The following is a 19,647-nucleotide window of genomic DNA, read 5'->3' as shown; positions in this document are numbered from 1 at the left end:
TGCTGGGCGGGGTTGGCGTTGAAGAACGTCTTCCGGTAGGTGGTCTTGCCGTTCTGGCCCACGGTCGCCGACTTGGACTTGGACTTGGAGCGCGTGCAGACGGCCAGACCCCAGGGGTCCATGTTCGTCCGGGGGTCGTCGACATAGGCGACGGGGTTGGGCGCGGGTGCCAGCCCCAGCGGGTCCGGTGACGCGTACCGCCCGGTCTCCGGATCGTAGTGGCGGAAGTAGTTGTAGTGGAGGCCGGTTTCGGGGTCTTCGTACTGGCCGGGGAAGCGGAGGGGGTGTGGGCGGTGGCGTCGGTGTTGCGGGTGGTGGTGCCCCAGAGCGTCGTACGGGAGCGCCAGGTGATGTCGCCACGCTCGTCGACGAGTTCGGTGGGGGTGCCCACCAGATCGGTGACGATCGCGAAGAAACGGGAGTCCCACTCGGCCTGGGTGTGGTCGCCGTCCGGGCGGGGTTTGCGTTCGAGTTGGGTGAGGGGGCGGTAGTCCTCGTGGTCCCAGGTGAGGGTGACGCCGGTGGTGGTGTCTGTCTGTTCGGCGAGGCGGGTGCCGTCCCAGCTGAAATGGACGGCCTCGGCCACCGATCCGTCGGTGTTCATGCGGTACTTGGCCGTGCGGCGCCCCAGCGGGTCATAGGTGTAGCGCCACAGGACGCCGTCGGGGGTGGTGCAGGACAGGAGGTGGTCCTCGGCGTCCCACGCGTACCGCCACGTGTCGGGATTCCGCGACAGACGCCGCTTCTGACGCAGCACCATGCGGCCTGCGGCGTCGTGTTCGTAACGCACCGTGCCGGCCGCGTCGATGCGGGTGCCGGTGTAGGTACGCTCGCCGCGGGACTCGGAGCGGCCGGCCTTCTCCGGCCAGTTCGCGGAGGTCTGGTTGCCCGCTTGGTCGTAGGCGTAGGACTCGCTCCAGCCGTCCGCCGTCACCGTCAACGGGCGGCCGACAGGGTCGAGTTCCATCCGCTGGACGGTGCCGGCAGCCGCGTCGGTGACAGCTATGAGGTGATCGTCGGCCCGGTAGCTGTAGCCGCGGTCGCGGAGGGTGCGGCCGGAGGCGACGAGACCGTGGGAGACGCGGCGTCCCGCCTTGTCCCAGGCAGTCGTCGCTTGCACGGGCGAAACGTCCGTGCCCCAGACGCGGGCCAGTTCGCGGCCGAGGACGTCGTGGCTGAATTCCAGCCGGTGTCCCTCGGTGGTGAGGGACTCGCGATTGCCGGCTTCGTCGTAGCCGAGTTCGGTGACGGCGCCGGTGGGGGTCACACGGGAAGCGCGGCGGCCGAGGAGGTCGTAGGCGAAGCGGGTGGTGCGGCCGTCCACCGTCTCGGCGAGGACGCGGCCCATGAGGTCCCGCTCGAACTCCAGCGTCGAGTGGGGCGATGCCGCTCGGACGAGTTCCCCGCCCGCGTCGTACGTGTACGACGTGAGCACCCCCGCGACGTCCTTGGCCAGCAGCTCACCGACGGAGCTGTACCGGTAGGTGATCTCCTCGCCCAGGGGCGTGGTGTGGGAGACCACACGGTCCACGGCGTCGTGGGCGTAGGCGATTTCGCGGTTGTCGAAGTCGGACTCGCGGGTCAGCCGACCGGCCCGGTCATAGGTGTAGTCCCAGCTCAGACCCTGCGAGTTGAGCACCTGCGTGAGGCGCAGCTCCGAGTCGTAGGCGAAGGTGTGGCGGACGCCGTCCGGGCCGGTGCGGGCAGCGAGCTTGTCGAAGTGCGTGTACTCGAAGGTGCTGACGCCGCCCGCCGGGTCGGTGCGCTCCAGGCAGTTGCCCTCACCGTCCCAGGCCAGGTACTCGTTCCGGCCGTCGGGCATGGTCCGCGCCGATATGAGGCCCTCGACGGTCCATGTGGCGCGGGCGACGGTGCCCAGCGCGTCGGTCACCACCGTGGGCCGGCCGAAAGCGTCGCGTTCGATGGTCGCCCTGTGCTCGGCCGGGCCGACGAGTGCCAGCGGGAGACCCGCGCCGTCGGCCTCGTACGTGACCACCGCGCCGGACGGGTCCGTCTCCGAGGCGATCGCGCCGGTGCGGTGATGGGTGAAACGGCTCGTGGTGCCGTCCGGGGCGATGACCGTGGTCAGGTTGCCCCATTCGTCGAACTCCTGGTGCCACGTCGTCCCGTCGGGGCCCGTCGACGAGGTCGGAAGGTTCAGCTCGTTGTACGACGCTGTCGCCGTGCTGTCGTCCGGGAGGTGGATGACGGTCGGGTTGTGGGCCCTGTCGTACTCGTACCGGGTCGCGTTGCCGAGGGGGTCGGTGTGGGAGAGGAGGTTGTCGTAGCGGTCCCACTCGGAGGCCGTGGAGTGGCCGAGGGGGTCGGTCTCGCCGATGACCTGGTGGAGGTCGTTGAGCTGGTAGACGGTCGTGGCGCCGCAGGCGTCGGTGTAGTGCGTCCGGTGCCGGTCGGGGTCGTAGCTCCAGTGCGAGGAGAGGTAGCCCTCGGGGCCGATGGTCTCCGTGACGCGGTTGTCCTCGTCGTAGACGTAGCGGTACGTGGAGTCGTTCCGGTCCGTCCAAGAGGTGATGCGGGACCGGTCGTCGTAGGCGAACACCAGCGACTTGCCCGACGAGTTCGCCACGTGCGTGAGGTTTCCGTCCGCGTCATGGCTGTAGGACATGACCTCGACCGGGCCTTCGGGTGTGCTCACCGTCAGACGGGTCAGAAGCCCGGCGAGGCAGTGCACGTCGACCCGGTAGCCGCCGGAGTGGACCAGACTCGTGGGGGTGCCGTCCTCCAGGCGGGAGACGGTGACCTCGTTGCCGTTGCGGTCGTGCCACCCGGTCAGCCAGTACCAGTCGTTCTCGTCGTCGCCGGGATGGTCCGCGAAGGCGCGGACGACGCCCGAGTGGGGATCGGTGATGCGGTAGGTGACCTCCCCCTCGGCGCCCGTGCCGGCAGAGGTCAGCGGCAGGCGGGGGCCCTCCTCGGGCCACGCCGCGTCGTCCGACCCGGTGGCGGGAAGCCTCGGGTAGGTCAGGATCGAGCCGTCCTCGCGAGCCCACGACACGCGTCCCCGGTCGTCGACTTCGAGGCGCTCGTCCAGGGTGGAGGCCCAGGACGAGCCGAAGAACTGCCCGTACCGGTACGTCGACAGGTGCGTACGCGTGATCACCAAGGGCAGGATGCCGGGCAGCTCCAGATCGGTCTGCGTCAGCAGCATCTCACCGCTCGCCACATCGACCGGGTCGGTCTTGCAGGTACGGCTGTCCGCGCCCCGGCTGTTGAGGCGGGTGCCGCCCTGCGGATTCTTCATCGAGGAGGGCTTGACTCCCTTGAGAGCCGAGCCGATCCCCCCGACGCCCTTGAGGAGGGCGGCCCCGCCCGCGACCATGCCCACGACGCCGAGCACGATCTCGGCGATGTTCCACTCGCCGGTCTCCGCCATGATGGAGATGTTGATCCCCAACGACGCCGCACCGGCCACGATGCTGCCGATCGTCAGGGCGATTCCCAGCCCCTGCAGGCCGGGCACCAGCAGGGCCAGGACACCCAGCACCGCGCTGATGATGCCGAGGGCCGTGCTGAACGCCTTCTTGATCTTGTCCCACAGGCTGTAGCCCGCGACCGACTCGTCCTTCGCGTCGTCCAGCTTCTGGGCCGCGATGGAGGCGTCCTCCTCGCGCACCTGCCGTGCGTCCTCGGCGAGCATGCGGGCGGCGTCGAGGTCGGCCTGCGCGTCATCGGCCTGCATCTGCGCCGTGGACTGCTTGCTGTGGGCCTCGTCGAGCGCCCGCCGCGTACTCGCCCGCGCCTCCGCGTCATCCGGAGGATGCCGGGCCTCGTCCAGCCGGCCGATGTCGGCACCGGCCGAGAGCACCACCTCGGTGGCCGACGCCAGCCGCTCCTTGGCCTCCCGCCCCTTCTCCAGCGCGTTGTCGGCGTTCCGCTGCTGGTCGAGCAGTGAATGGACATATGTGTCCAGCGCCCCGGCCGCCTGGTCGTACGAGCTGTGCAGCTTGCGCACTTGCCCGGCCAGGTCGCCCAGCTTGTCCCGGAGCTTCTCCATGGACTTGCCCTCGCCCACCTGCTGGTTCTCCAGCCCGGAGACGAGGGGGAGGGCATCGCCCGCATTGTCCGCCACGGAGCGATAGCTCCTCGCGAGCTGCCCCAGTACCTCCGCATCACCCGGAGTCGGGTCGTCCGAGAATCCGAAAACCGATTCCCACTCGGACACCGCTGGGCGCGCCATGGCCGCGACCTCACTTTCCCTTGTCTGCTTCGCCCATGGGGCCTCCACCGGCCGCTTCCGCCGCCGGATCCGCTGCGCCGGACGTACCGGCCTGGTCCTCGAAGCGGAACGACTCCGCGATGGCGTCGAAGACCTCGTGGAACTGGTCCGCCAGATCCACGTTGGGGGTGGAACTGGCGAGCACCAGATAGTCCCGGCTGTTCGGCACCGGGATCAGGGTGTGACGCATCGTGGTGGGGACGGGCGTCCCGTTGTGGTCCACGTCCTCGATCCTGGTGATCCGCCCGGCCGCTCCGACGTGGGGCAGTTCCACCAACTCCACCTCGCCGGGGGGCAGTCCGGTGCCTTCCGCCTGGGTACCGAGCTGCATGCCCGCCGCGACGACGAGGTCCGCCAGATCCTCCGACTGACCCTCGGGAACTGAGATCCGGAGTACGACCGTCGTGGCGCTGAGCACCAGGGGTCCGCTGCCCGCCTTGAGGATCCTGAGCATTCCCGACGCCCGCAGCGCGCCCCGCGCGTGCGCCTCGCGGGCGGTGCGCCGGGTACTGCGGATCAGCTCCTCCACCTGCTCGCGGGAGAGCTGCGGTGCCTTCTTCACCTGGGACTCGATACGGCGGCGGATCGACGCGTCCCGGGTGTTCGGGTCGAGGTCGAGTTGCCACCAGGAGTCGGGGAACCTCAGCGTGTAGCCCGCGGGCGCGCCCTCGGGCTGCTCCGTGACCGGATGCGTCATGACGCCTTTCCCTTCCGCACGACGTCTCCTGTCACGCTTGCTTCTTCGCTTCGTCCAGCGAGTCGGCGCTGTCCTCGTCCGTCTTCGTGAAGTTCTCGGAGATCGCGTCCGCGTTCTCGGAGAACTTCTTCACGTTGTCGTGAACCCGTTCGTGGCCCGCCACCCACGCCTTGTCGAACCCGTCGAGAGCCTCCGCGAGCCGGCTGTCGCCGACGAAGCTCTCGAAGTCCTCCCGGTCTCCCGCGGCGTGGAAGAGGGTCGCGCTGTCGCCGATCAGATCCCCGATGTTCTGGAGCTCCCTGGCCGTGTCCTTCAGATCCTGCACGGGCACGCTGATGCGACCCACCGGCGTCTCCTCTCCTGCTCCGGCCGTCCGGCCCGCCTCACAGGGAGGGTGGGGCCGGACGGGGCCGGACACGTCAGCCGATGGAGCCGGACGTCTGGTCGTCGGTGTCGACGAACGCGTCGGCGACCTGCTTGATGAACTCGCTGACGCCCTGCAGCCCCTCGATCGCCTCCTGGGTGCCGTTCTTGTACTCCTCCCAGTAGGGACGGAACTTGCTCTCGGAGCCCGGAGTCGCGTAGGCCGCCTCGACCATCTCTTCCATCTTGGTGTTGGCCTCGTGGAGGCTCTGCTGCATCAGCTCCTTCTGGTTCTGCAGCCAGGTCGAGGCCTCCTGCATCTCTTCCGGGCTGATCTGGATGTTGCCGCCGGCCATGCCGATTCCCTCCGTCGCTCCGTTTCGCCGCGGCCGTCGGGGCCGCGTACACCGGGCTCTACGGGGCACTTGCCGGGGTGGTTCACGCCTGTTGCGAAACGGCGGGGAGGTCCGCGCTGCGAAGGTCAGGGTGGACGCGGCCGGCTTCCGGCCGCCGCCACACGCTGGTCGGGGGCGAAGTCGTCGTAGAGGCGGACGTCCGGAGAGCCGAAGTCGTAGAACTCGCCGAAGGTGCGCCGGAAGCCGAACGGCGCGTCCCCCTCGTCGTGTTCCCAGCCGAACACCCACCGGCCGTGCGGGTCCGCGACCAATTGTTCAGCGTTCATGACTCGACGCTTTGGCCGCGTGCGAAAGCCAGGGAGGGTCCGTCACACCCACCCACGCTTCGCCCGCCGGTGCCGTGCCAGCATGATCGCGGGCACCGCGGCGAGGACGAAGAGCACTCCCGCCATCGCGACGTAGAGGTACACGCCGGTCGCCGTGCTCACCGGGGCGCCGTCGGCGGAGATCCCGGGAACAACCGTCGCCTTGAGTACCTCGCCCCCGGCGAAGTTGAAGACGACCGAGCCGAGGGCGAGTACGACCGACACCAGACCGGCGATCGTGCCCTGCCGCTCGGGCGCTGCGATGTCTGTCGCCAGGTTGTAGCCGGAGGCGCCGATCGCGCCGGCGGCCATGCCCAGCATGGCGCCGCAGGCGACCGCCAGCGGGAGTACTGATACGCCCGCCAGCATCGCGAAGGTCGCCACCGTCCCGACGGCGATGCCGCCGAGGAGGGGCAGTGCGGGACCGAACCGCCCCGCGATCCAACCGGCGCACGTGCCACCGATCACGATGCCGAGATTGGGCGCGGCGAGCAGCACCGCGACCGCCTCTCCGTCGCCCAGCCCGTACCCGAGCCCCAGCTCGGAGGGCACCTGGGCGATGACGCCCGTCAGTTGCAGCATGCTCCGGAAGGAGCCCGCCGCCAGTACCAGGGCCAGCAGCGTCAGCAGGATCGGGCCGCTGAGGCCCCGGATGTCGATGATGGGTTCGTCGATCCGCAGCGCGTGGAACGCCCAGCCGGTCAGCGCGGCGGCACCGGCCGCCAGCAGCGCGAGCATGCCCCCGGACAGCCATCCGAGGTCACGCCCGAGGCTGGTGTAGGCGAGTACCGCGCCGAGGCCGCCGCCGAGCAGGAGCGCCCCGCCCACGTCGATCCGGCCGGCGCCGCGGATCGGCGACTCCGGGATGAAGGAACGCACGCAGAGAGCGGCCGCCGCGGCGAGCAGCGCCGCCACGATGAACACGCTCCGGTAGCCGAACACATCGATGACCGGCTGCATCAGGAACGGCTCGATGATTCCGACGATCGACGAGCCGGACGTCACGAGCCCGACCAGGGCCATCGCCACCCGCGGGGTGCAGATCTGGCGTGCGAGGGCCACCGTGAGGAAGACCGCGGCGAAGGCGGCGCCTTGGAGGAAGCGCCCCACCAGGAAGATCCAGACGTTGGGGGCCGCGAGGCAGACCAGCGCACCCGCGCAGGCGAGGAACAGAGTGGCGATGAGGATCCGGCGCTTGCCGAAGATGTCGGAGCTCTTGGCGAGGAGCGGTGACCAGATGGCCCCGGCCAGCATCGCGCTCGCGTTCAGCCAAGCCGCCTGGTCGGTGTCGAAATGCTCCAACAACTGGGGCAGGACCATCATGGGCGAGCCGATGACCACGTCGGCCAGGACGTTGGCGAGGGTGAGAACGGCCGCCCAGAGGATGAGCTGCCTGCTCCAGCGTTGCTCCTGGGCGCGAGGGGCGGGCTTGTCCAGTGTGTCTTTCACTCCGCGTTCTCTCCAGCGCGTCGGGAGGTGTTCTGCTGAGGGCCGTCAGGCGTTGTGCGCATCGCTCGCAGCGCCTCGTTGCGGGCGGAGATGGCGGCCCAAGTGGTCGGCAGCATGCGGTCGCGACCGCTGTAGGCACGGTTCTGGGCGAACGTGACATACGGGCGCTGCCGGGTTTCGTACCGTGCGAACGCGGCGGTGTGGTCATCGCCGCACCGTTCGAGTTCCTCGGCGAGGAAGCGGGCGCCGGTGAGAGCGAGGGAGGTGCCCCGGCCGGAGAGGAAGGCCGGGCTGTACCCGGCGTCCCCGACGAGGGCGACGCGGCCGCGGTGCCAGGAGGGCAGATGGATCTGGCTCGCGGAGGTGAAGAAGAGACCGGGATCGGCGAGGGCGGCATCGAGCAACTCCGGGATCCGCCACGAGCGGTGGCCCGCGAAGGCTTCGACGAGGATCTTCTTCTGGGACTCCAAGTCGTGGTGGTCGTAGTCGATCCGTTCCGAGCGGAACTGGAAGACCGCGACGGCCCGGCCCTTGTACCGGAAGAGGCCCGCCATGCGGCTGGGGACGTTGTAGATGGAGTTGGTGCCCTCCGACAAGGCCTCGCCGGGGTGGTCGGCGAGGGCGAAGTAGACACCCAGGTGCCGGAGGTAGTCCTTCTCGGGCCCGAACACCAGCCTGCGTACGGCGGAGTGCTGGCCGTCGGCGCCGAGCACCAGGTCGTACCGTCCGGTGCGGCCAGATGCGAAACGCACGTCGATGCCGCCGCCGTTCTCGCCACCGCTCACGCCGTCGTCGGTCAGAGTCTCGATCGCGTCGCCGAAGCGGATCGCCGCGGTGTCCGGGAGTGCCTCGGCGAGGATGCGCACGAGGTCCTCGCGGAGGAGTTCGATGTCGTCGTCGGAGTCGCTGATCTCCGCCATCGGGATCCGGGCCACCGGCTCTCCCGCGCTGTCGACGAATTGGGTGAGTTCGGACATCCGCAGCCGTTGGTTCTGGATCTTCGAGAGCAGTCCCATTCTGTCCACGGTCTCGATCGCGTCACCGCGGATGTCGATGGGTGTGCCGGTGGACCGGAGGTGTCGGGCGTACTCGACAACGGTGACGTCGTGGCCGCGGGCGCCTAACTCGACTGCGCAGGCGAGCCCGGCGACGCCGGCTCCGGAGACAAGGATTTCCACGTATGCGCTCCAGGTTTCGCAGAGGTGGGTGCGCGACGCTTAAAGAAACAGTTCGTCGCTTTTAGCGAGCTTACTGAGCACCGGCTTGCACCGCAACGCCGCACCTGACGAGAATCGGCACCCGAGCGGAGAAACAGGAGGTGAGCGCGGCGATGGCCGACGGGACCGCTGACCGGGCGCCCGCGCGGCGCCCCGGTGGCCGCAACGCGCGGGTGAGGGCACAGATCCTCGCCGCGACCGTCGAACTGGTGGCGCGCGACGGCATCGCGGGGTTCCGCTACGAGGAGGTCGCCGAGTTCGCGGGCGTCCACAAGACCAGCGTCTACCGCAACTGGCCCGACCGCGATGAGCTGGTGGTCGAAGCTCTGCTGCGCTACGCCGAGGATCTCGCCTCGGTCGCTGACACCGGCGACATCCACCGGGACCTGGCGGACTTCCTGCTGGCCCTCGCCGGTGGCCTGGAGACGCCGTTCGGCCGGACGCTCGAACAGGCCATCCAGCCCGCACGCCAGAGCGCCACCGTCGAGGCGCTGACCAAGATCCTCGACCAGCGCGTGGCCGCCCTGCGGCGACGGGTGGACACCGCCGTCGACCGAGGCGAACTCCCCCCGGTCGACAGTGCCTTCCTCGGTGAGATGATCTCCGGCCCGGTGCACCTCATCGTCAACCGCGGGATGCGGGCGTTCACTCGCGAGGACGCGGAGCGCATCGTCGGCGTGGTGCTCGCGGGCATCCGGGCCACGGCACCGCACGTCTGAGTGGGCGCACGACGGCACCGTGACCACCGGCGCCTCGCCGGAAACCGTCTGGAAGCTGCTGGTCGACGCCGCGACCTGGCCGCTGTGGTCCTAGGTGGACGGTCCGCTGGCCTACGAAGACGCGTTCAACTCGTCGCCGCACAACTATCGCGCGCGCATCGAACTGAAGCCGACAGCGAGTTCGGGCACGGTGATCCGCTGGTACGGCGAGTACGAGACGAGCCGGCTGTCGTGCTGGTTGTGCCGCGCTACCTCCAGGAGTTCATGCAGGGCATGGCGGAAGGGCTGGCCCGCCATGCCGAGGAGTGCACGCCGGCCCGGTGACGCCCAGGTGGCTCATCCGACGGTCGCGGCCCGCACGCACAGCACGTCCGGCAGATGGGAGGCGAGCTGCTGCCAGCTGTCGCCGTCGTCCGCGGAGGCGAACACCTCGCCGTTGCGGTTGCCGAAGTAGACACCCGCCGGATCGCCGTCGTCCGTGCACATCGCGTCGCGCAGCACCGTGCCGTAGTGGTCCTCCTGGGGCAGCCCTGCCGAGAGCGGCTCCCAGCTCTTGCCCGCGTCCGCCGTCCGGTAGACGCGGCACCGGTGGTCGGCCGGGACCCGGTCGGCGTCGGCGTTGATCGGGAACACATACGCCATGTCACCCCGGTGGGGGTGAGCGACCGCCGCGAAGCCGAACGTGGACGGCAGCCCCTCGCCGATGTCCGTCCAGTGCGCGCCCGCGTCGTCGCTGCGGTACACACCCCAGTGGTTCTGCAGGTACAGCCGGTCCGGGCTCACCGCGTCCCGGGCGACCTTGTGCACGCACTGGCCGAACTCCGGGTTCGGGTCGGGCAGGAACACCGCCGAGACACCCGAGTTGGAGGGCGCCCAGCTGGCGCCGCCGTCGAGCGTGCGGAACACGCCGGCGGTCGAGACGGCGACCGTCACGGCCTTCGGGTCGCGCGCGTCGGTGAGCACGGTGTGCAGGCCCTCACCGCCGCCGCCCGGCATCCACTTCGACCGCGTGGGGTGCTCCCACAGGGGCCGGACCAGCTCGAACGTCTCCCCGCGGTCCTCCGAGCGGTACAGCGCGGCCGGTTCCGTACCCGCGTACACCACGTCCGGCTCGGCGGCGGCCGGGTGCAGTTGCCACACCCGCTCCAGGGACGCCCCCGTGTCCTTGGGGAACTTGACGGCGGGGCGCGCCGGTTCGGTCCAGGTGCGGCCGAGATCGTCGGAGTGGAACACCGACGGGCCCCAGTGCGCGCTGTCGCCTCCGGCCAGCAGCCGAGGTGTCGTGCCCCGGGTGTCGACGGCGACCGAGTACACGGCCTGCGCGTTGAAGTAGGGACTCTCGTCGAACTCCCAGGCGCCACCGCCCCGCCGGCGCCCGATGAACAGGCCTTTGCGCGTGCCCACGGCCAGCAGTACCTCGGCCATGCCGATCACCTCCGCGGCGTCGTCGTTGACGCCCTCGTAACTGACACCGGCCAGTCTGCACCCCACCACTGACAGTCACCTCTGGAGCGGGCTCCGACGCAGGTCAGGCGGGTGTCGAGGGCCGTCGCGGGGTTCGGCGGGGCGCGTGCCGGGGGGTGCCCGCACGGGCCGGGCGGCGTGGGGGCCGTCACGTCGGAGTAGGTGCAGTGAGCATCCAGGGTCCGTCTTCCGTATGCAGAGGGCAGCGGGATGGTCATGCGCTCATGAGGAGGATGCCTTCGATGGCGTTACGAGGTCCGAAGGTGTGGCTGTGGCGCTGGCGGCGCAATCCGCTCAAGCGCCGCGCCGACAGGGTGGAGGCCTGGGTCGTGCTGGGCGTGTGGACGCTCACCGCGTTCGTCGGGATGCTGGCCGGCACGACGGTGAGCCGGTCCGTCGAGGACGGGATGGCCAGGGAGCGCGTCGAGTGGCGGCCCCTCGTGGCCCGACTGGAGGAGCGGGCCCCAGGGAGGTCCGCCGAGAGCGGCGGCGTGTCCCGTACCGAGCAGGTGTGGGCGAAGGCGACGTGGACCGCTGTGGACGGATCCGTGCACACCGGACAGCTCCGGGTCCCGGCGGGCAGCGCCGCCGGGACACCGGTCACGGTGTGGACGGACCCCGAGGGCCGCCAGGTGACCCGCCCCGTCACCGCGTCCCAGGCCCATGTACGGGCCTTCCTGGCCGGCGGCGTGGCGGGCATCGGCGCCGCGCTCCTGCCGCTCGTCGGCGGCCGTGCCCTGCGCAGCCGGCTGGAACGAGGCCGCATGGACCAGTGGGACGCCGAGTGGTCCCGCTTCGGGCCGATGTGGGGACGCACCACAGGGTGAGGCTCCAGGGGCGGCCGTGCGCAGTGGACGGCCGCGGCCGACCGGGGTCCCCGCCCGGTGGGGCCCAGCGGGCAGCCCTGCGCAGGGCTGCCCGCTGGCCGACCCAGACCGTGCCGGCCACCGGGGCGCTGGCGGACCGCGCTCACCCATGCCCTACCCCGGCCAGCGCCCCCCGGCACACCCGCAGCAACTCCTCGTCCTCGTGGATGTCACGGCTGCCGTAGCCCGGGACGTCGGCTTGGTGCCGCCGCGGGGACGCCAGCTCCGCCCGGAGCAGGTCGTGCAGGGGCGCTCCCGCGGACCCCAGGGCCGCCGCGCACCCGGCGACCGTCGTGCGGGTGCGCGGGGCCTCCGCCCAGGCGGAGCGGAGGAGAGGCAGGAACTCTTCCGGCTCCCCGGCGATCCGCCACACCGCGCACGCGGCCGTGGCCCGCTGCCGTACGGCGCCGGAGCCGGCCGTCCGCCGCAGCCCGGGCAGAGCCGGCCGGGCCGCCGGTCCCAGTCGTGCGAGCGCGTCCGCGGCGGCCGCGCCGCGACGCGGGTCGCCGCCGGTGTCCGTCAACTCCCGGAGCAGCACGGGCACCACGGCATCCGGTTCGCCCGTGATCGACCACAGCGCTTCCGCCGCCGCTACGGCGTGGTCCGTCTTCAGCAGTGCGCGCAGATCCGGTATCGCCTCGTACGCGGCGCTGCCGAACGCGCCGAGGGCACGGACCGCCGCCCTCGTGACGGCCTCGCGCGACCGCAGCCCGTCCGGTATGCCGCGCAGGAGGCGTAACACCGCCGGTATGGACTCGGCATCGCCCACTGCGGTGAGCGCCGACAGCAGGGGAGCGGCCCGCGCGGACGTGTCGGGGCCGTCGAGCGGGACGCGGGCCAGCCGGCGCCGCAGAGCGGGAGCGAGCGGCAAGGCCGCCGGCCCGAGGTGGGGTATCGCGTAGCCCAGGTCGTCCGGTACGACCGGACCGGCCAGCACCTCGGACATCACCGGCGTGGCCCGTGGATCCCCCGTCCCGGCCAGGGCCTTGAGCGGACCGCCCAGCGTCGGCGCACCCCGCTCCCCGTGCCGTACGCGAAACTCGGGACGGCAGATCACCAGCGCGTGGAGATGGTCAGCGGCCGGCCCGGCCAGCTCGAACAGCTCCGACAGGACGGCTACCGCCGCATCATGCAACCGGCCTTCCTCGGCGCCCAGTTGGTCACCGATGAGGGCGACCGGCTCCGCGCCGCTCGTACGCCACTCGCGGAACAGCCCGGCCGACATCCACACGGCGTTGCACCGGTCGAGGGGATCCGGGCTGGTCAACTGCCCGCACAACAGGGCGACCCGGTCCGTGACCCGGCTGCCGAGCGCGGAGTGCAGCGTGCGCATCAGCTGGGAGCCCTCTTCGTCCGAGGGGCGCAGGCGCCGCAGCCGGTCGGCGAGCGTGTCCGGGCCGGGACGGTCGCTCACGTGGCCGGTGCGGGTGCGCTCCCCGGATCTGTCCCTGAGCAACCGGACGACGGCCGGTACGAGATTGGCGGGAAGCAGCTCCGGCGCGTACCCTGCCAGCTGGCCGAGCGCGGCGAGCCGCAGCCCCGGGCCGTACGGGGGACCGCTCAGCTCCGCCAGCAGGTCCACTGCCCCGGAGGCGTGTCCTTGGTGCCGCTCCACGAACAGGCCAAGACTCGCGGCCAGGGCGAGCAGGACCCGGTCGTCCCGCTCCACGGTGATCCGCTCCCGCACCAGGGCGAGCACACGCTCCGGCGAGCCGAGGAACCGCACGAGCGCGCCCGGGGCCGCCCGGCGAACCCCGGTGTCCGCGTCCCCCGCGAGCCGGACGAAGACCTCGGCACCCGCGTGCAGGGCAGCACGGGCTCCAGCCGCCAATTCCCTCGAGACATCCCCGTGACCTGCGATGTCACCGATGCTGACGAGGAGTTCCACAACGCCCGCCCGGTCCCGCACCTCCTCGCGGACGGCGAGCGCGAGGAGAAACGGAACACAGGCGAGCGTCGCGTCGTACACACCTCCCTGGTGGTGCACGGCGCCGTACATCCCGTCGAGCGCGCTCTCCCGCTCGGCCGGGTCGGCGGAGGCCAGTCCCCGCAGTAGTCCGGGCACGTCCTCCGCGCTGCCGTACGCATGCCGCAGCGAGGCCCAGTCGACCTCGTCGATCCCCCTGAACACGTTGTCCTCCCCAGGCGAAGTACCAACTGACGGGGAGTCTGCACCACGGCACTGACAACGAAGCGCAATCGGGAGATGACGGTGCGCGATCCGTGCGCCGGTTGGCTGACGACAGCTCAGCCCCTCGCCGGCGAGGGGTGGTTCGGTCCCGTTCAGTCCCCGTCGGGCAACGCGCGCTCCAGGATCGCGTCAAGACCGGCCGTCTCCGGCAGCGTCCCGAACGCCTGCCCCCAGTCGCCCCCGAGCCGGCTCGCGCAGAACGCGTCGGCGACCGCCGGCGGGGCGTGCCGGACCAGGAGGGAGGCCTGGAGCGTCAGGGCCATCTGCTCCACGAGCCGGCGGGCCGTCGTCTGCGACGCCTGGGGCAGCCCGTTCCTGAGCCGGGTCACGGCCGCGTCCAGCCGGGCGTCCGCGCCCCGGGCGAGGTCCAGCTCGCCGAACAGCGCCTCGGCGGTGCCCGGTTCGCGGCTCAGCGCCCGCAGCACGTCGAGCGCGTTGACGTTCCCCGAGCCCTCCCAGATCGACAGCAGGGGAGCCTCGCGGTAGTGCCGGGGCATGCCCGAGTCCTCGACATAGCCGTTGCCGCCGAGGCACTCCAGGGTTTCCGCGGTGAAGGCCGGGCCCCGCTTGGTCACCCAGTACTTCCCGACGGCGGTGGCGATCCGGCGGAACGCGGCCTCCGCCCCGTCCGCATGGTCTGAGCGGATCGCCCGGTCGGCCGCCCCGGCCAGCCGCAGGGTGAGCGTGGTGGCCGCCTCGGACTCCAGCGCCAGATCGGCCAGGACGTTGCGCATCAGCGGCTGGTCCACCAGCCGGGCGCCGAACGCGCTGCGGTGACGCGCGTGGTGCCCCGCCTCGACAAGGGACTTGCGCATCAGCGCGGCCGACATCATCACGCAGTCCAGCCGCGTGCAGTTGACCATTTCGATGATGGTCTTGACGCCGTGGCCCTCGGGCCCGACCAGCCAGGCCACGGTCCCGTCGAACTCGGGCTCGGAGGAGGCGTTGGAGCGGTTGCCCAGCTTGTCCTTCAGTCGCTGGATGCGGAAGGTGTTGCGGGTGCCGTCGGGCAGCACGCGGGGCACCAGGAAGCAGGACAGGCCGCCCGGGGCCTGCGCCAGCACGAGGAACACGTCGCACATCGGCGCCGAGGTGAACCACTTGTGCCCGCGCAGGGTGTACGCCCCCGGCTCGGCCGTCGGCGTGGCCGTCGTGGTGTTCGTCCGGACGTCGGAGCCGCCCTGCTTCTCGGTCATCCCCATGCCCGCCAGCAGGCCCCGCTTCTCCGTGGGCACCCGGAGGCCGGGCTCGTACTCCCGGCTCGTCAGCAGTGGCTCGTAGACCTTCGCCAGCTCCGGCTGCCTGCGCAGCGCGGGGACCGCCGCATAGGTCATCGACGTCGGACAGCCGTGACCGGCCTCGGTGTGCCCCCAGACCAGTCCGCCCGCGGACCGGGCGACATGCGCGCCGGGCCTGTCGTCCGCCCAGGGCGAACCGGCCAGTCCCTCCGTGATCGCGGTGCGCATCAGGTGGTGCCAGCTCGGGTGGAACTCGACCTCGTCCACCCGGTTGCCGTACCGGTCGTGCGTGCGCAGCTCCGGCTCGTGACGGTTGGCCAGATCGGCCCACTCCTGGGCCTGTGCGCTGCCGGCCACTCTGCCGAGGCGGCGCAGTTCCTCCTCGGCCCACCCGGCGCCCTCCCGTCGCAGACCCTCCAGCAGGGCCGTGTCGTCGGAGGCGTCGTACGGGGTGAGGGCCGGGGCCTGGTTGGTGACGTCGTGCGTGGCGGATCCGCCGTACGCAAGCTGTTCGTCGAGTGTCGAGACCATACGTCGAGTGTTGCACTCTGTCTGCGGTCGCAGCAATACTGCAACAAGGAAAGCGGCCGCGTACAGTACGTGACCATGCCGATGAACGTCCCGGCGCGGCAGGGCGCGCTCGACCTGCGCCCCCTGTCCGCGCGGTCGGTCGTGCTGAGCCTGCTGCTCGGGACGCATCCCCCCGAACTGCCGGTCAGGGAACTCGTGCGGCTCGTGGCGGGCTTCGACGTCGGCGGCTCCACGCTGCGGGCGGCGCTCAGCCGGATGGTGGCCGCCGGTGACCTGCGGCGCACGGACACCGGCTACCGCCTCAGCGACCGGCTGCTGGAACGCCAGCGCCGCCAGGACGACGCCGTGCACCCTCGTACCCGCGCGTGGGACGGCGACTGGGAGATGGTCGTGATCACCGCGACGGGGCGCGGCCCCGCCGAACGCGCCGACCTGCGGGCCCGGCTCATCGGACTCCGTCTCGCCGAACTCCGTGAGGGGATCTGGCTCCGGCCCGCCAACCTGGACCGTGCCCTCCCCGGCGATCTGGACCGGGTGTCCCAGCGCTACACGGCCCGCCCCGACCGGCCCCCGCGCGACCTGGCCGCGTCCCTGTGGCCGCTGGACACCTGGCCGGCCACGGCCCGCGCGCTGCTCGGCCACATCGCCGACGCACACCGCCCGGCCGATCGCCTGGCCGCCTTCGCCGCCGTCGTACGGCACCTGCTGGCCGACCCGGTCCTGCCGCCCGGGCTCCTGCCCGCCGACTGGCCCGGCGCCGAACTGCGCGGGGCCTACACCGACTACCAGCGGCAGCTGATCGGGGAGGTCCGCGCGCGCGTGCGGGGCGCATGACGCGGACGGCCGTGCTCGGCGCCCGTCGGGGCGCCGAGCACGGCCGCCTTCACCGTGGGGGGGCTGCCTTAGGTACTACCTGTAGGTGACGTCCGAGGTGGAGTACAGGCAGTTCTTGCTGTCGGGTCCAGACCCGACAGCGGTGTTGTTGTTGTACTTCTGGCAGGGGACGACCTTGCGGCCGGAGTCGTTGCGGATGGTGATGCCGCGCAGCGTCGCCGCGTCGTTGCGGTTGACGTTGATGCCGACGATCCGCGCGGTGGAGCCCGTGCCGGTCACGTCGATGTTGCTGAGGTTGACCTTGCGCGTGTACTGCGTGGAGCAGTCGCCGCAGGAGCGGTAGAGCGTCTTGAACTCCTGCACCGCGAAGTTTGAGATGCTCAGCGTGCCGCCGCCGTTGTGCTGGAAGACCTTGTCCGCCGCCTTCTTGGCGCCGCCGCCGATCACCTGGTACGTGGCGCCGTTGCCGCCGCGGAAGGTGGCGGCGTCCTCGCCGACGTCCTCCCACCAGACGTTCTGCAGCGTGCAGCTGCCCTCGCAGTGGATGCCGTCGGCCGCGGGGCCGCCCAGGATGACGTTCTTCAGCACCGCGCCGTTCGCGAGCTTGAAGATGGGGTCCTGGCCCTCCTCCTGGCCGTCACCGGCGAGTTCTCCGGTGCCGTAGTACCGCTTCATCCCGTAGTCCTTGGTGCCGGACACGGAGATGGTGGTGGAGGTGCCCTGGCTGCCGTTGGGGGTCGGCCAGGTGGCGGCGCTCGCCGTTGGCGCGTTGGTAGTCATGATCATGCCAACCGAGAGGCCGAGGGTGGCCAGCGCTCCGGTCAGCGCTCGCCTGCGGGCGCGCGGACGTGTCGCAGAAGTCATGTCCCGATTCCTTCTGTCGTCTGAGTGAGTGGGGGAGGGAGGTGGGGTGTCAGAGCTTTCCGGCACCCGCACCCGTCGTCACCGAGGTGACGACGGACGAGGCCGGCTCCGCCGAGTAGCCGTACGGCGGGCTGGTGAAGGTGCCGACGCGCGAGACCTCGGTCGCGGCTCCACCGAGATCGTTGCCGCGCAGGTTGGCGTATCCGTCGACGTCGCTGCTGCGGTTCGTGGTGACCGCGATCTTCGTCGAGCGGAAGACGTTGTTCTCGACCAGCATCTGGGCGCCCATGCGCGAGTGGCAGGCGGTGTCGGCGCCCTCGACGTAGTTGTTGTAGAAGTGGCCGGTGCCGAAGCGCAGGCTGGGGATGCGCGAGTACACGTTGGCGAAGTGGTTGTGGTGGTACGTCACCTTCAGCTTGCCCGTGTCCTGGCTCGCGTTGTTGTCGCTGTGACCGGCGAGCGAGCCCTTGAAATGGTTCTTGAAGGTGTTCCAGGACACCGTCACGTTGTCCGCGCCGTGGTTGACGTCCAGCAGACCGTCGTAGAAGTCCTTGTCGTGATCGCGGTCGGCCGAGAAGGAGTTGTGGTCGATCCAGACCTTGGTGGACGCCTCGACGGTGATGCCGTCGGCGGGCGCGACGGGCTTGCTGATGTTCAGGTTGCGGACGACGACGTTCGAGACCTTCTTCAGACGCAGACCGCCGCCGGTGAACCCGGACGCCGAACCCACGCCCAGGACGGTCGTGTTGGACCCGATGTCGACCTGACCGCTCAGGGAGATCAGGCCGTTGACCCGGACGACCTTGGCCGAGTTGCCGGTCACCGCCGACTTGAAGGCGCTCAGCGTGGAGACGGTGACCGCCGAGGCGCTGCCTCCGCCGGTCGTCCCCGCGCCGAACCCGATCGGCGAGGTCTCGGCGGCCCCGGCCGGCTGGGGAACGGCCAGGACCGCCACGGTCGCCAACGCGGACGCGGCGGCGACGGCCAGGGTGGATCTGTGTACACGTGTACGTGGGGGAGTACGCATGTGGGGTGCGTCCCTTCGTGGTGCCGTCATGGTGCAGGTCGGTCATGTACATGAATGACGTTCGCCATGCTGTTCACCGCGCGCGCTGAGTACGACTGGCCCGGAGGCCTCGGTCACACTGCTGAACGGAACGTAGGCGGCAAGCGCTTTCTAGTCAACGCCTCGCGCAGAACACATTCGGCCGGTCCTGGTCGGGGCGGGGGTGTCGTGGAGGCAGCGTGGGAGCGCTTCCATGAAAGCCATGTGCATGTCACCATGCGGACGAACGCTTCCCTTCATGAGAGGGCGGGTCGATGAGGACTCCGCGCATGCGTAGGTTCGTCAGTGGGCTCGTGTTCATGCTGGTGGCCGTCGGCGTCCTTGCCGTGCCACCGGGACCGGCGGCCGCCGGCACCTCGCGGCCCGGCCACGAGGGCGCGCTGCCCGGTTCGTTCACGTGGTCCTCGAGCGGCCCGCTGATCAGCCCCAAGCCGGACGCGGCCCACCCGGTCCTCTCGGTCAAGGACCCGACGGTCTTCCGCTACCGGGACCGCTGGCACGTCTACTTCACGACCGCCGACACCGCCGGACGCTGGAGCCTGGGACACACGAGCTTCACCGAGTGGTCCCAGGCTGCCTCGGCGCCCCAGACGTTCCTGGACGCCAACCCGAACATCGGCGACCGGTACGCCGCCGCGCCCCAGGTGTTCTACTTCGCGCCCCAGCAGACCTGGTACATGGTCTACCAGACCGGCCCACCGTCCTACTCCACGACCAAGGACCCCTCAGATCCGCTCAGTTGGAGCGCGCCGCGCGACTTCTTCGACAGTGAGCCGCCGATCGTCACCGAGAACAAGGGCGACGGCGCCTGGCTGGACTTCTGGACGATCTGCGACCGAACGGACTGCCACCTGTTCTTCTCGGACGGCAACGGCCACCAGTACCGCTCGCGCACCAGCCTCGCCGCGTTCCCCAACGGCTTCCGCGACACCGCCATCGTGCTGTCCGAGCCCAACCGCTTCGACCTCTTCGAGGGGGCAACGTCTACCGGCTCGGCGACGGCTCCGGCTACCTCATGCTCGTCGAGGCGCTCGCGACCGGATCCGACTGGCGGCGCTACTTCAGGGCCTGGCGGGCCGACAGTTCGGGCGGCGCCTGGACACCCCTGGCCGACACCGAGGCCAACCCCTTCGCCCGCAACGGCAACGTCACCTTCGAGGCCGGACAGCCGGCCTGGACCAGGGACTTCA

The 19,647-nt window shown here is 70.8% G+C and carries 15 protein-coding genes and 4 pseudogenes; 5 read left to right on the top strand and 14 right to left on the bottom strand.

Features of this window, described 5'->3' with window-relative positions:
* Nucleotides 1-95 precede the first annotated feature (95 nt).
* From ACQEV8_RS05345 to ACQEV8_RS05310, 8 genes and pseudogenes are all read right to left on the bottom strand, one after another.
* Nucleotides 96-1,009: pseudogene (locus ACQEV8_RS05345) on the bottom strand (RHS repeat-associated core domain-containing protein); the annotation flags it as partial.
* A gap of 1,980 nt (nt 1,010-2,989) precedes the next feature.
* Nucleotides 2,990-3,262, bottom strand: a pseudogene (locus ACQEV8_RS05340) (DUF6531 domain-containing protein); the annotation flags it as partial.
* 946 nt (nt 3,263-4,208) lie between these two features.
* The gene (locus ACQEV8_RS05335) at nt 4,209-4,934 is read right to left on the bottom strand and encodes a hypothetical protein (RefSeq protein ID WP_432957775.1); all 726 of its coding nucleotides are present in this window, start codon (nt 4,932-4,934) and stop codon (nt 4,209-4,211) included.
* Between the two features lie 31 nt (nt 4,935-4,965).
* Nucleotides 4,966-5,280, bottom strand: a complete 315-nt coding sequence (locus tag ACQEV8_RS05330; RefSeq protein ID WP_432957774.1) for a hypothetical protein — start codon at nt 5,278-5,280, stop codon at nt 4,966-4,968.
* A gap of 73 nt (nt 5,281-5,353) precedes the next feature.
* On the bottom strand, nt 5,354-5,653 hold the full coding sequence (locus tag ACQEV8_RS05325; protein ID WP_432957771.1) for a WXG100 family type VII secretion target: 300 nt from the start codon (nt 5,651-5,653) through the stop codon (nt 5,354-5,356).
* A 125-nt stretch (nt 5,654-5,778) separates the two neighbouring features.
* Nucleotides 5,779-5,979 carry a hypothetical protein gene (locus ACQEV8_RS05320; protein WP_432957770.1) on the bottom strand — a complete coding sequence of 67 codons (201 nt, stop codon included), beginning with the start codon at nt 5,977-5,979 and terminating at the stop codon, nt 5,779-5,781.
* Nucleotides 5,980-6,021: 42 nt separating this feature from the next.
* Nucleotides 6,022-7,467 carry an MFS transporter gene (locus ACQEV8_RS05315; protein WP_432957767.1) on the bottom strand — a complete coding sequence of 482 codons (1,446 nt, stop codon included), beginning with the start codon at nt 7,465-7,467 and terminating at the stop codon, nt 6,022-6,024.
* A complete protein-coding gene (locus tag ACQEV8_RS05310) occupies nt 7,464-8,645 on the bottom strand; it encodes an FAD-dependent monooxygenase (RefSeq protein WP_432957766.1) in 1,182 nt (393 codons plus the stop codon). Before ACQEV8_RS05310 ends, ACQEV8_RS05315 begins: the two co-directional genes overlap by 4 nt.
* 152 nt (nt 8,646-8,797) lie before the next feature.
* Here ACQEV8_RS05310 and ACQEV8_RS05305 point away from each other — a divergent pair, with 152 nt between their 5' ends.
* Nucleotides 8,798-9,403 (top strand): TetR/AcrR family transcriptional regulator, encoded by a 606-nt coding sequence (locus ACQEV8_RS05305; RefSeq protein WP_432957763.1) that lies wholly within the window; start codon nt 8,798-8,800, stop codon nt 9,401-9,403.
* A gap of 144 nt (nt 9,404-9,547) precedes the next feature.
* Here ACQEV8_RS05305 and ACQEV8_RS05300 read toward each other — a convergent pair whose 3' ends face one another.
* Nucleotides 9,548-9,700, bottom strand: a complete 153-nt coding sequence (locus tag ACQEV8_RS05300; RefSeq protein WP_432957761.1) for a hypothetical protein — start codon at nt 9,698-9,700, stop codon at nt 9,548-9,550.
* A gap of 39 nt (nt 9,701-9,739) precedes the next feature.
* Complete coding sequence (locus ACQEV8_RS05295) at nt 9,740-10,897, bottom strand: WD40/YVTN/BNR-like repeat-containing protein (RefSeq protein WP_432957758.1); 1,158 nt, start codon at nt 10,895-10,897, stop codon at nt 9,740-9,742.
* A gap of 212 nt (nt 10,898-11,109) precedes the next feature.
* Between ACQEV8_RS05295 and ACQEV8_RS05290 the strand changes: the two genes are divergently transcribed.
* Nucleotides 11,110-11,694, top strand: coding sequence for an Rv1733c family protein (locus ACQEV8_RS05290; protein ID WP_432957756.1), 585 nt, complete (start codon nt 11,110-11,112; stop codon nt 11,692-11,694).
* 142 nt (nt 11,695-11,836) lie between these two features.
* Here ACQEV8_RS05290 and ACQEV8_RS05285 read toward each other — a convergent pair whose 3' ends face one another.
* Together ACQEV8_RS05285 and ACQEV8_RS05280 are read right to left on the bottom strand one after the other, a co-directional pair.
* Nucleotides 11,837-13,864 carry a HEAT repeat domain-containing protein gene (locus ACQEV8_RS05285; protein ID WP_432957753.1) on the bottom strand — a complete coding sequence of 676 codons (2,028 nt, stop codon included), beginning with the start codon at nt 13,862-13,864 and terminating at the stop codon, nt 11,837-11,839.
* A 152-nt stretch (nt 13,865-14,016) separates the two neighbouring features.
* Nucleotides 14,017-15,693, bottom strand: a complete 1,677-nt coding sequence (locus ACQEV8_RS05280; protein ID WP_432957752.1) for an acyl-CoA dehydrogenase family protein — start codon at nt 15,691-15,693, stop codon at nt 14,017-14,019.
* Between the two features lie 75 nt (nt 15,694-15,768).
* On the opposite strand from ACQEV8_RS05280, the gene ACQEV8_RS05275 reads away from it, so the two are divergent.
* Entirely contained in the window at nt 15,769-16,527 is a 759-nt protein-coding gene (locus tag ACQEV8_RS05275) for a PaaX family transcriptional regulator C-terminal domain-containing protein (protein ID WP_432957750.1), read from the top strand.
* Between the two features lie 75 nt (nt 16,528-16,602).
* Here ACQEV8_RS05275 and ACQEV8_RS05270 read toward each other — a convergent pair whose 3' ends face one another.
* Both ACQEV8_RS05270 and ACQEV8_RS05265 read right to left on the bottom strand, forming a co-directional pair.
* Nucleotides 16,603-17,391, bottom strand: coding sequence for a pectate lyase (locus tag ACQEV8_RS05270; protein ID WP_432957747.1), 789 nt, complete (start codon nt 17,389-17,391; stop codon nt 16,603-16,605).
* Between the two features lie 49 nt (nt 17,392-17,440).
* Nucleotides 17,441-18,418: a pectate lyase family protein gene (locus ACQEV8_RS05265; RefSeq protein ID WP_432957745.1), complete on the bottom strand. Its 978-nt coding sequence runs from the start codon at nt 18,416-18,418 to the stop codon at nt 17,441-17,443.
* 293 nt (nt 18,419-18,711) lie between these two features.
* Here ACQEV8_RS05265 and ACQEV8_RS05260 point away from each other — a divergent pair.
* Together ACQEV8_RS05260 and ACQEV8_RS05255 are read left to right on the top strand one after the other, a co-directional pair.
* Nucleotides 18,712-19,374: pseudogene (locus ACQEV8_RS05260) on the top strand (non-reducing end alpha-L-arabinofuranosidase family hydrolase); the annotation flags it as partial.
* 98 nt (nt 19,375-19,472) lie between these two features.
* Nucleotides 19,473-19,643, top strand: a pseudogene (locus tag ACQEV8_RS05255) (non-reducing end alpha-L-arabinofuranosidase family hydrolase); the annotation flags it as partial.
* Nucleotides 19,644-19,647: the final 4 nt, after the last annotated feature.

Source organism: Streptomyces sp. CA-179760 (genome assembly GCF_050937045.1).
In the GTDB taxonomy this organism is placed as follows: domain Bacteria; phylum Actinomycetota; class Actinomycetes; order Streptomycetales; family Streptomycetaceae; genus Streptomyces.
This window is presented reverse-complemented; position numbering and strand designations above follow the sequence as displayed.